The organism is Xenorhabdus szentirmaii DSM 16338 (assembly GCF_002632585.1).
In the GTDB taxonomy this organism is placed as follows: domain Bacteria; phylum Pseudomonadota; class Gammaproteobacteria; order Enterobacterales; family Enterobacteriaceae; genus Xenorhabdus; species Xenorhabdus szentirmaii.
On record NZ_NIBV01000002.1, the window covers coordinates 382,972 to 396,728 of the forward strand.

The 13,757-nt window shown below is 48.1% G+C and carries 1 protein-coding gene; it reads left to right on the top strand.

From position 1 onward, the window contains the following. The first annotated feature begins 174 nt into the window (after positions 1-174). Positions 175-13,638: an MARTX multifunctional-autoprocessing repeats-in-toxin holotoxin RtxA gene (gene rtxA / locus Xsze_RS11595; protein ID WP_038237407.1), complete on the top strand. Its 13,464-nt coding sequence runs from the start codon at positions 175-177 to the stop codon at positions 13,636-13,638. Positions 13,639-13,757: the final 119 nt, after the last annotated feature.

A 13,757-nucleotide genomic window follows, 5' to 3' on the forward strand; every position in this document is an offset into this window, starting at 1 on the left:
TTAAAAATCAATTCAATATACCCTATTTTTTTTGTTCTATTTCTATGCCGTGATCATTAAACCCTATTTTAATGGGATCTGATTTTTATTTTTTTAGAAATTAATATCAACGCCCAATTGCTTTTATAATTGGGCTTTTTGTCTGATTGTTTTTATTTTTTTAGAGATTTATTTATGGGAAAACCATTTTGGAGAAGTGTCGAGTATTTCTTGACGGGGAATTATTCTGCGGATGACGGAGATAATAACATTGTTGCCATTGGGTTTGGGGGGGGAATCCACGCGTATGGCGGTAATGATCATATTACACTCGGCTCTATCGGGGCATCGGTTTATACCGGAACAGGGAATGATACAGTCGTGGGTGGGGCGGCTTACCTGAAAGTCAATGATACCAGTGGCGATCTCACCGTAAAAGGGGCGGCGGGCTACGCTGAAATATATAAAGAGGGGTATGGTGACATTGCTTTTGCCGGCGCCGCGGGGGGGGCTGTTATTCAGCATGATGGCAATACCGGCAACTTAAGTTACTCGGGAGCGACTGCCTATAACAACCTGAGTCGTCGTGGAAATCTTGGGGATATTACTTTCAAGGGAGCGGGGGGTTATAACAATCTCTATTCCGATGTTGCCCACGGCAATATCTATTTTGCCGGAGCCGGCGGTTATAACCAAATTACCCGCATGGGGGGCAGCGATGATTTTTCTGGTGAAGGCATTGGTTATGCAAATGCGGAAGAAATGGTATTGGCTAAGGCCACCATGCGCGGAAGTTGGATCCAGAATTCCCAAAAAGTGGTTGGTGTTAAATCCACGCGGGAAGCAAATACCTATTTATTTGCTTTTGCTGATGAAAAATACACGAAGGTAAACAAAGTCCGTCTCCATAATGATCCCGAGACAGGTAAGCTGAAATATTACACAACGTCCTGGTATAAGCCGGGAAATCAGCTTGATAAGCTGGCAGAACTGGATGTTTCCGATTACGGTGGTTTTCAGGTCGTTGATGTTGATGGTGCATATACATTGTCAGATCTGGAAGTTGAACAACATCAGGTTGTCACAATTCATGCAATAGAAAAAGAATTGCCGGAAGATCAGTGGGTCACTTACGCGGGGGGTGTGCCGATTGCGGCGGAAAATATCGTTTTGTCAGATGCCAGAATGGGGGGATATGCCGTTGCACGGGATGGCTCAACCGTTCATGTAAAGCCAGTGAAATCCCTGCGCATGAAGAATACCTACCTGTACGCCAAGGTGTTGGATGGCTACACCACGGTGGTTATGGTGCAGTTAAAAAATGATCCTGAAACGGGGGCACTGAAATATATTGCCCAGCCTTGGTACAAAGAGGGGGATCTTACCGCAGAAGTGGCAAACCAATTTGTTGGTCCGAATTATGGTTATAAGGCTCTGTGGAAAGGCAGTTATACGTTGAGTGATGTGAACTACAGCGTTAAAATCGTGCGCGTTTCTTTAGGCCGTGTTACTGAAATGCACGAATTCACCGAGCAGGAATTATTTAAATCAGCAGATGATCATCATGCTTATGACAGTAATAAAAGTTCGGGAGATGTGAGTTATGAGGGCGCAGGAGGTGGCAATGTCATCAAATCCAATGTCCATCATGGCAATGTTATTTTCAAGGGAGCAGGCATTGCCAATGTTATCCTGCACAACTCAGAAAACGGTAATACGGAATTTGACGGTGCGGGAGCCGCCAATGTCATTTTCAAAAAAGGTAAAAAAGGCAACCTGGCTTTCAATGGTGCGGGAATTGCCAACGTCATTACGCATATCAGCAGTGTTCAACCGAAAGCGCTTTCATCCCAAACCTCCCGGAATGCCAATGATGGTCTGACCAAAGTCATGGCATTGGGGGGCGCCAATATTCTGACCAGAAAAGGTTCAGGGAATGTTTTCGCGGCCATGGGAGGCGGAAGCAATGTTCTGACCCACATCGGGGACGGTTATACCACGGGCATTATGTTGGGTGGTGCCAACATCCTGACCAAAATGGGGAATGGTGATACGACGGGGATTATGTTCGGGCTTGGCAATGTGCTGACTCACATCGGGAACGGGCAGACTTTGGCGGTTATGGGCGCTGCTGGCAACATCCTGACCAAAGTAGGGGATGGTGAAGCCATTGCTGCTATGTTGGGACTGGGCAATCTCTTTACCCATGTCGGGCAGGGTGAGGCTTACGCCATCATGGCCGGGGGAGCCAATGTCTTTACCAAAGTGGGGGATGGCAAGGCACTGGCATTGATGGCGGCATTGGGAAATGTGTTCACGCATGCCGGGGAAGGGCTGACTGTTGCCCTGATGCTGGCTAAAGGCAATATCGCAACAAAATTGGGTGATGGCGAAATGCTGGCGGCTATGGTCGGTGAAGCCAATGTGATGACCCATATAGGGCATGGCTCGACTTTTGCCGCTATGCTGGGGGGCGCAAATGTCATGACCAAAGTGGGGGATGGCCTGACAATCGGCCTGATGATTGGCAAGGCTAATATTTATACCCATATCGGGCAGGGCATCAATATCGGCCTGCTGGTGGGTAATGCCAATATCATGACCAAGGTAGGAAATGAAACAACGCTTGCCGCCATGTTTGGTCAGGCAAATATCATGACGCATGCCGGTAATGGCTTAACGGGTGTTCTGGCGCTGGGTAAGGCCAATATCGTGACAAAGGTCGGGCAGGGTTTCATGGGCGTTGTTGCCTCAGCTGAAGCGAATATTGTTACCCATGTTGGCGACGGAACGACGGCCGGGCTATTGCACGGCAAAGGCAACATCCTGACCAAAGTGGGTGATGGCACAACCGTCGGATTATTGGTATCCCAAATCGGTAATGTCATGACGCATATCGGGAATGGCAATATGGCGGGATTTGCCAGAGGAAAAGCCAATATCGTGACCAAAATCGGTGATGGAACAGCGGTTCATGGGGCATGGGGTGAAGCCAATGTCATGACCCATCAGGGGAAAGGTGATCACTTTAGCTTTGCCCAAGGGGCAGCCAATATTGTGACGAAAGTCGGGGACGGACACACTGCCACTGTCGTCAATGGGCAAGCTAACATTGTGACTCATGTGGGCAAGGGGAATGATTATACCGGCGCATGGGGCAAAGCTAACATTATTACCAAAGTGGGTGATGGGCGTAATGTGACTCTGGCTAAGGGCGATGCCAACATTGTGACCCAAATCGGGGGAGGGGACAGCTTCAATGCCCTGTGGAGTCAGCACAATATTGTGACGAAAGTCGGTCACGGTACTCAGGTCACTGTTGGCAAAGGCAAAAGCAATATCACGACAACCGTCGGCGATGGCTTGAGTGTGACCGCAACGCACGGGGAGTTGAATGTAAACACGAAATGGGGGGACGGTGTTTCTGTCAATGCGGTCTGGGGTAAATTCAACATCAATACCAAAGTCGGCAATGGATTGAATGTCTCGGTCATGAAAGGCTCGGGGAATGCCAATATTCATGTTGGTGATGGCATTAACATTCATGCTTCTTACGCGCGCCATAATCTGGCTGTTCAAGTGGGGAACGGCGATTTTTACAGCTTTGCGGTTGCGTCAAGCAACAGCCAGAGTAACAAACTGGAAGCTTTGTTCAGCAATGTCAAGCAAACGGTATTGGGCGTAGCGGGCAGTCAGGGAATCAACTACCTGATCCACGGTGATGAAGCCAGTACATCGGGAAGTTATCGCGGGCGGGGGGCAATTAATCTGCCGGAAGTCACTCATCTGGATGGTTTCAAAATGACAGAAATTGATGAGGTTACATCAGATTTGAAATCGGATTTAAAGGGTGAGGTAACACAAATCAGCAGCCCGGATACCCGTAAAATCCAACAAATAATGGATGATGAGGCCGCCCCTCAAAAACGGCAACCTAACAAACTACAGCCTAACTTAATCCTCAATGGTGATTTTGAGCAGGGAAGTATTGGCTGGCAATCGATTCAGGGTACAGAAACAGAACATTCGGCAGCGTCTTATGGTCTTGACAATGATGACCACGGTTCTCATGTCAGTGAACTTGATGCGAATGCCAATACCACCCTCTCTCAGGATATTCATGATCTCACTGAAGGTGAGCTGATCACCCTTGACTTTGATTTTGCAAGGCGTGCGGGAAGTAGTGACGATAACGGCATGGAAGTGTTGTGGAATGGCGAACGGGTCTTCTCTACTTCTGCGGATAAAATTAAGTGGCAGCACAAACAGTTGGAGCTTTCGGCCCGGACAGGCCGCAACCACTTGGAATTCAAAGGAACCGGCATCAGTGATGGTAAGGGATACCTGCTGGATAATGTCATGGTTTATTCAGAGCGTACCGATCCTGCCCGTGCAAAATATGCGGTGAAAGATCCGATTTCTGCTGACGCCTTGAATGACAAGGTGAGTGCAGAGGCTGATCAGCAGCGCCTGATGCAGGAAAGAGAAAAACAACTGGCGGCAATTGCCAAGACACAGCATCAACTGGAGTCTACGGATATTAATGCGCTGGATGGTAACGGATTGTCTCAACGGAATGCCATCAAGGATGAAGAACAAGCTGTTACTGAGGATTTGATTGCGAGAGCGGATTTGCTCGCCGGTTTGAATAATGGGGTCAATGCGGGTTACCAAGGCGAATCGGGTGAACAGTGGCGCAATGCATTTGCGGGTGATTTGTTGGACGGGCTTCAGGGCCAGTTAGAACAGACAAAAGCGACGGCGGGGCAACAATTGGATAATGCTGTATCCAATTTGCGCCAGCAACAGAAAAAGATCGCCACGGCGGTGGGACAATCAGAAGCCGGGGCGGCAAAAGGGGAACAAAATCGCCTGAGTGCACAGCAGGATGTTGATGAGGCCCGAGCAAAAGCAGAATTCCGTGAACAAGAAGCGCGGGCACAACAGAAACGGGCACAGCAAGCTGAGCGTGATGGATATAACATCCTTATACAAGCAGAAGTGGAGGCCTCTCAGATTGCCAGAGAGAGCCATCATAAATCACATCAAAATGAAAACGCAGGTAGCGGATTATCTGGCAAAGCGTATGAGTCTTCCGGGGCAGGCGACATTGGCAGCCACATCAAGACGGCGTATTCCGGGCAAAGTGATGGTCGCTTCAGTCAGGAACACCCTGAATTGAATGAAGATTTTTCTGAACTTGTTGATGCCGGACAGGCAATTCAGCGTTTGCAGATCAATGCGGGTGTGCGTGGCAAAAATACAACTTCATTATTGACGAAGATCCCGCTGCTTTCTGAAATTCGCTTACCTGAACCACAGCAATCAGAAACACAAGTCGCAGAGCCGCAACTGAGCGCATCTTCGGCTATTTCTGGTCTGGATCTTTCGGGTTTAGATCTGGGCGGATTGGAAGCGCTGGGCAATGCGGATGCGTCAAAAAATCGGGCATCACAGCGGAGTACCAGTAGCACGGGCTCATCCGGCTTCTCTTTTATTAACACAAAAGTACAAAAGGTCGCGGATATTTACCGTTGGCTGAACAGTGACAATTATCGATTGGCGGATTTGCCGCAAGACCAAAACAATGAAACACCTGTACCGGGCATTCAACGCATTGAGGTGGAAATTCATGACAATATTCGCCACCGGATGATCGATTTCATTGAAAACCAGCTCGACAATATGCTGAGCAGTGAGCCTAAAAAGCGGATTGCATCATTGGCAAAATTGTTTGTTGATTCCACACTCGATTATGATTGGGATAAACGCGTCCAGTTCCTGACCAGGCTGGAAAGTCTCGGTTATAGTTTTGCTCCCGCCGAAGGTGACAAAAGCGTTATCACATTCTGGTCAGGCAAAAATTTCACGCAATACCGGCATATTTTGAATGCAGCGCAACCTGACGATAAAAAAGTTGTTTATGACATTGACATAAAAGGCAATGTATTTGCGCTTGAGCTGAATAACCAGTTGATGAATTGGGGAAATATCTCGCTTGACCCCGATGATCCGCAACAGAAAACGCTGCACTCCGCCATTGATGCGGCGGTGAGAAGCAATATCAGCTTCTGGAGTTCGGTGTTTGCTACCAATGCGCGTGGTGATGTGTATGTGATTGCAGAAAATGGCTTGCGTCTGGGGAATTTCTTCTGGAACGTAGAATTGCCGGTGTTGCGCCAATTGCAGCGGGAAGGGATGATCAATGAAATTCGCTTGCTGGATAAACCTGCCCATGAGTATCGGAATATGCCACTGGAGCTGATGGGGCACCGTCTGACAGATACCGGTGTCAAAGTCAAAATTCGCTTTGATGCGTTGAGTCTGGCGGAGCAAAAAAAATACCTTGCGATAGACCCCCAGGGTTATCAGCCCGGCACATTGATTGACCTGAATATCAAACTGAGCGCCATTGACGGTATGTTGAATAAAGCCATTCCATTTTACCGCTTGCGTTCAGAACGCGATATTTTGGTACAAAAAGGCAACAATGGCTTTGAAGTCCACCCATGGCCGGAAAACCGCAATTATCGTTTCAAAACCATAAAAATGGCAGATCAGCAAGATCCGGCACAGATTAAGGTGATAGAGCATTTTATCTTTGCGAATTACGGAAGTTATGACGAATTACCCCAAGAATTACACTTGGTGGATAATCACATTGTTTCCCATGAGAAAGGCCGTACCCGTATTTTGGCGGAAAAAAACGAGGGTCGCTGGCGCTATCGGCCCAATGTTGAACTGATGTCAATCAATGAGTTACATCATCATGCGTCTGTACAGGGCAAGCGTGTGGGAGAAAGCTATCAGAATATTATTCGTGCGATGCGTGGTTATGAACAAGCCTTGTCGGGAGATAGAGACTATTCGCTGGATACCATTGAAAAGCTGGCCTATTTGCAGCAGCAGGTCGAGGGGTATTTATTGGGGCACCCGGAATCTGGGCGTGTGCCTGCGATGAAAATATTGCTGTCCCAAATTAATGTGCGCCTTGACGAGTCAATGACCCTTGCAGAGCCGACACTGAAAAGTTCGGGTAAAGGAGGATTCAGTGAGCTGTACAGCAAATTGGATAATGCCAACCTCAAAGATTCCAAGCACTTGTATATTGATGCTGACGGGGATTTTGTCACCCGTGGCAAATTCAGTGTGCAAATCGCTAAAGATACTGCCGGAATTGGACTCGAGCAGGTTATGGCGGCGATGAGGCGTGAATATGGGCAAGAAGTGACAAACGCAGTCTTTTCACAATTGACACCTTATGATCTGGCAACTGATGGGAAAGGTATTGATGTGGGGGGACTGAAAAAAATTCACCGGACCATTGAACGGCATTTATCCCCTGTCAGTGCAACCCTTTATATCTGGCAACCCAGTGAAACCAGCAGTATGGGACATGCAGCCCTGCAAATTGGTCAGGGTCGTGTATTGCTTGGCAGGAATGATATCGCTGATTTCAATGACATAAACTACGTGAGCTGGTGGCCTGTGGGCGGAAAATCCATCGAGATGCGCAACATCTTTGATATTGCGACCGATAATTATCCGGATTTGCGGGTACGCTGGCGTGATTTCAGCCAGCCGGCTCGCCAAAATCCGGCATTGCGATTCGATGTGGCCGCAGAAGAAGACGATGATTTCGGCTTGTCTGATGGTTCCTATAAATTAAATGAATTCCTCGAAAAACTGAAAATGGCAAAAGGCGTGGATGCAACCTTCAAGGATGTCAGTGAAGGTTTTGCCATTGCCGCACTGTCCGACCCGACCCTATTGGAAACGGCGGGAATACCTGAATATATCTACCGCCCGTTCTTGGCCCAGTGGGCTGATCCTCATGTGGATATGAATGAAGTCGGGCAGCGTTTTGCCGAAGTTTTACGCATGGCTGCGGAAATGCAGACGCCGAAGCGCGTAGAAAAGCTGATTGAACATGTCATGAGGCAATTTGCTGAACGTGAATTGTCAGATATCAACGATTTTAAAAGCAGTAAAATCGAGCAGGGCCGGGTATACCGCATCAATCTGGAAGGGCTGGATGTCGGGGCCATGCAGGCGGAATGGCATAAAATCAGCAGCGATCCGGATGCCCGCTATCAACTTTTGACCAAAAACTGTTCCAGTATCGTTGCCCGGGTGCTGAAAGCGGGTGGGGCTGATAAAGTGCTTGGCAGTAAATGGCGGCCTTTCTTTGGAGTATGGACACCGGCTGAGCTATTTAATTTTGGTGAAGCACTCCAGAAAGCGGCACAGATCAAGAGAAACGATGAAAAATGGCATCGCCTCAACGGGGAAGGATCTGACGCTATCCTGAGTCATGCTTATGAAAGACATGAAGAGATGTTGGAAAAAGTTGCCATTCCCAATGACGATGCACCACCGCATGAATCCGCTTCCCTTGATCCGCTGACCCGCTTTATGAATAGCGAGCTTTATGGCGTTAAAGAAGATCGCCGCAGGGTCAGCAAATATGTTCAGATAGAACTCGGTCGGGCCATGGATCGCCATGTGACAGAAAAAGTCACTCTACAGGGCGAATCCGGGCGTCTGGAAGGCTATTACCATCGCGGCAACAGCAAATTGCGCAATCATGTTGCGAATGAATCTGCCAGCGAATCTGCGAACAAAAAAGTTGTACTGTTTATTCATGGTGCTGGCTCTTCTGCTGAAGAACAGGCCTTTAAAATCAAAGATCACTACCAGTCCCAAGGCATTGACGTACTGGCGGTGAATATGCGTGGTTACGGCAACAGTGACGGACGCCCAAGCGAGCCTGGCTTGTATCAGGATGCGCGTACTATGTTCCGTTATCTGGTTAATGATCGTGGCATCAGTCCTGATGATATTGTTATTCACGGTTATTCAATGGGGGCACCCATCGCTGCGGATCTGGCCCGTTATGCTGAGCGCAGGGGGCAGGCAATTGCGGGTTTGTTGCTTGACAGGCCAATGCCAAGCATGGCTAAGGCGATTACCGCTCACGGTATTCCTAATCCGACCGGTTTTACCGGTGCTTTGGCAAAAGCCGTAAATGGCAAATTCTCCACCGAGAAAAATTTGCAGGGCCTTTCGATACAAACCTCCATCATGCTGCTGACAGACAATGAAGGTTTGGGGGCAGAAGGTGAAAAGTTACGTATCAAGCTGCTTAATGCGGGCTATGACATTTCCGGTGAGCATACTTATCACGGGCATGATGCCAGCAACCCATTGATGGAACAGTACGCCAAAAAGATAGTTTCCAATTTATTTGAAGTCAATTTCCGGACACGGCATAGCGTTGTGCTAAAAGGCATCAAAAGTGATCTGAGGCGTTATGCCATGGCCTTACAGCCAACGGTGGATGACTTGGGCAGGCAGCAGGATATCCGTACAACAAAAGCGTTTTTGTCAGGTTATAAATATGGTCACGCCGAGCGCATTATTGAGGGTTTCCACGCAGACATGAACATCAAGCAGTTGGTGGATATGTTGGTGAAAAGGAATTGGGCTGCCGAGCAAAAGGGCGCATTGGCATGGGAAATTGAAAACCGGGCATTAAAGATCACACTGCAACCAAAAACTGAGAATTACAATCGCCTTTTCCGGGATGTAACCTCCGCTGGGATGGCAGATCCTAAGGCCAGTGAACACCTTGCACCACAGCTGTTGCTGTTGAACCTTTCCAATGATGGTTTTGGCGGACGTTGCGTTCCCTTGTCAAAATTAGTGCTGGTGGCAAAACAGTTGGAAAGTGAGGGGCGGGAAGGTGTTGCCAGAGAGTTGCTGAATAAACTTTACTCTGCCGCTTCAGTATTGAGCCACCCTGAACTGTATTCTGAAACCGAACAGGGGAATGCCAGTAAGTTACTGGGAACACTATCTGCACTCTATGCCAGAAACCCAAAATTCGACAGTAGCGTCAAGGTGTGGAAGGAAAAACTGGCGGGAGAGCAAGCCTTGACGGTGAAAGGTGTGATTGAGAGGGTCACCGCCACCAATGTGGAAGGAAAACCAATACTGCTGGAGTTGAACACGTTGGGCCATGCGATGGCAGTCTGGTCAAAAGGCAGTGGTGAAAACCGCATGTATGGTTTCTACGATCCCAATGTGGGTATCGTCGAGTTTTCTTCAGCGGAAAAGTTTGGCAACTATATGACCCGTTTCTTTGGTCGCTCGGGTTTGAATATGGCAATCAATTACAGAATGGCCAAAAATAGTGATCGGGAACGAATTTTCGATCGCGTGATTGTACTGGATGGACAGGCAATGGCGTTATATCGTCCTGTTTTGGGGGACAGAACGACCATGAAAGACATTCTTGACATGGATATCTTTGACAGCACGCCAATGAAAAATGCATTGGGAGCTGAATGTCCCCTGCATAACCAAAATGTCAGTGAATGGGAGCGTGTTGCTATAACGGCACAATCTTCCGGAGGGGAGAGTCGTTTTGATGGTCAGGTCATTATCCAGACTGAAAATGATCCTGTTGTTGCCCGTGCCGCAGCAAATCTGGCAGGTAAGCATCCGGATTCCAGTGTCATTGTCCAGCTTGATGCCAATGGTCAGTATCAGGTGGTGTACGGAGAACCGGCCAAATTGTCAGGCAAGATGCGCTGGCAGGTTGTCGGTCATGGCCGTGACACAATAGAACATAGCCATACTCACGGCCATACGCGCATGAGTGGTTACAGCGCAGCCGAACTTGCCATGAGATTAAAACAATTCAGCAATAGTTTCCCATATGCCGGCAAACCTGAGCATATCAGTTTGGTGGGTTGTTCCCTGATAAGTCACGATAAGCGTGATGGTTTTGCCCGTCATTTGATTTCCGCGCTTGATGGACTGGGAGTCCATGCCACGGTATCTGCGCGAAGCAGCGATGTGGCGGTAGATAACAATGGCCGCAAATATACCCGTGGCGCACAAGAGCAATGGGTGCATAAATTGACGGACAATAAAATTGTCCTGAACTGGAATAATCGTGGTGAGCTGGAAAGCCATTCAGAGCGTTTGCGGAATGGCATTCCGGAAAGCGACATTATCCTGTCCCATATTGGCAACAAAGGAATGGCGGTGATTGCGGAAGGCGCAATTGCGGACAATGCGGAAACATTCCGTGCGCCAAGGGTACATAAGGACTTAAGCAATGACGGGAAGCCGGTTTCTGCGGACAATCAGCTGAGTTATACCGGCAATGTGCAGGTACAGGCGGGAGAGGGGGAATTTACCGCGATTAATTGGGGAACGACTAACGTAGGCATTAAAGTGGGAACCGGGGGCGTCAAGTCCCTTGCCTTTGGTGACAACAATATTATGGTTCACTTTGGTGATGGTGAGAGTCAGCACAGTGTCAATATTGCGGGTTATCAGGCCTTGGAAGGTGCACAGTTATTCATTGGTAACCGGAACGTCAGTTTTAACCAAGGGCGCAGCAATGATCTGATTGTCATGATGGATAAATCCATTCCGACCCCGCCTGTGCTCAATCCGTTTGATGGTGTATCCCGTGTTTCCGGGGCATTGCAGCAAATAGCCGGAGCATTTTCTTCGCCAAACTGGCTTACCGCACAGGAAACACAATGGACAGTGGCAGGCGTGAAGAAATATCTCAGCGATATGTCCGGTTTGGATATGACCAGTAATGTGAATTATCATTCGCTGACAGATCTGGATTCACAATTTGACCGCAGTAGCCGGGGCCTGAAGAGTGATCTCGAAAGTGCATTGAATAAGAAATATAACCAATGGCTGAGTGGCAATGCGCCGAAACCGGGCAATCTCAGCCGTGCAGACAGATTCCGTCAGGAAAATGAAAAGCTGGCCTTTAACTTTGCGGTTGGCGGGCAGGGCGCGGATATTCAGGTCACGGCCGGCAACTGGAATTTCATGTTCGGTGACAATATTCAGTCGATTTTGGATATTAACCTGGGTTCGCTGTTTGGTTTGATGACTCAGCAATATACCTCTACAGGGCTGGCGAAAACCACATTGACTTTCAGCCCGACGGATTTGCCCCGCCAGATCAAAAACAAACTGTTAGGCAATCTTGCCAGTGTGAGTGCAGACACAACCCTTGCTGATATCTTTGGTGTGGATTATACCCCGCAGGGCGGGATTATTTCTCGTTTCAATCAGCCTGTGGACGGTGTTGCCATTTTGGACGAGATGCTGCAAATCATCAGCGAATTCAGTGGCAAACAGTTGCAGTCGTTCATTGATCCGCAAGCCTTGCTGGATGGTTTGAAGGCTAACCTCGCCATAAGCTCTGATGGTTTGCATTCTTTTCTTGAAAACCACGGCTTGAAGGAGAAAATGCAACCGGAAGAAACCGTTTTGAATGAAAATAATCGTCCATCAATACCCGTAGAAAGTGAACAGCCGGAGCGTACATTTGGGTTTAATTCTCTTAATTTGCCTAACGTGTTTGCGACATTATTCAGTCAGAACAAGCAGAATGAAATGCAGCAACTGGCTTCTGATCTGAAACGGAATCTGACAGATGATTTGCTGCACATGCAGGACAAAACCTTCGATTTCCTGCGTAATAGCGGGCATCTGCAAGGTAACGGCGATATTCACGTTTCCCTTGGTAACTACAACTTCAACTGGGGTGGGGATGGAAAAGATTTAGGTGCCTATCTGGGAGATAACAACAACTTCTGGGGGGGCCGTGGTGATGACGTCTTTTACTCGATGGGAACTTCAAATATTTTCACTGGTGGTGAAGGTAATGACACGGGCGTTATGCTGGGGCGTGAGAACATGATGTTTGGCGGAAAGGGCAATGATGTTGCCGTGGTCGCCGGACGCATTAACTATGCCTATATGGGGGATGGCGATGATCAGGTTTTTGCTTTTGGTGAAGGCGGTGTGATTGACGGGGGAAACGGGCGTGATTATATCGTGGCTTCCGGTAACTTTAACCGCATTGAGGCCGGAAATGATCAGGATTATGTTGTCACCATCGGTAATAACAATCAGGTTGATTTGGGAGAAGGCAACGACTTTGCCACCGTATTCGGCAATGATAACCGGATAGATGGCAATGCGGGCAATAACGCTATCAAGTTGATGGGTTACCATGCACTCATTAATGGCGGCACAGGCAATGACCATCTGATTGCCGATGCGGTTTCAAAATTCAGTCAGTTGAACGGTGGTGACGGTGATGATCTGCTGGTGTTGGGAGGCTACCAAAACCGCTTTAGCGGTGGCGCTGGCATCAATAGCTATGTGGTCAGTGGTGATGTCATTGATAACGTCGTGGAAGACATCAAACAAGGTGACAGAATTATTTTCAATAATCTTAACTGGAAAGAGTTGTGGTTCCAGCGCAGTGGCTACGATCTGGTATTATTGGCTGCCCGCAACGTGAATGCGGATTCCGGGCAAGGCCAGTTTGAAGCAATAGGATCGGTGACTTTCAATGACTACTTCAATGGCAACCGTGCAGATATTGTGACTCAGACGGGAGACAAGAATGCACAAGGGGGGCGTGGAGTTACCGCGTTGTCAGCCAATGCGGTGGATTCTCTGGTACAGGCCATGAGTGGTTTTGCGCCTGCCTTGGGTGGCAGTGGTTTTATTGATTCACTGGATAGTAAAACTCAATCATCTATCATGATGGCTTGGACGGATACAATAATGACCCCACCTGAGAAATCCAAATTGATTTAATCATCCATTTGATGGGGTAAATTTAATGATTGAAAATGGCTCGCATCAGTGAGCCATTTTTTTAGAGATTTATCTTATTATCACCGTATTATTGACGACAAAGAATCCACAAAATTTGG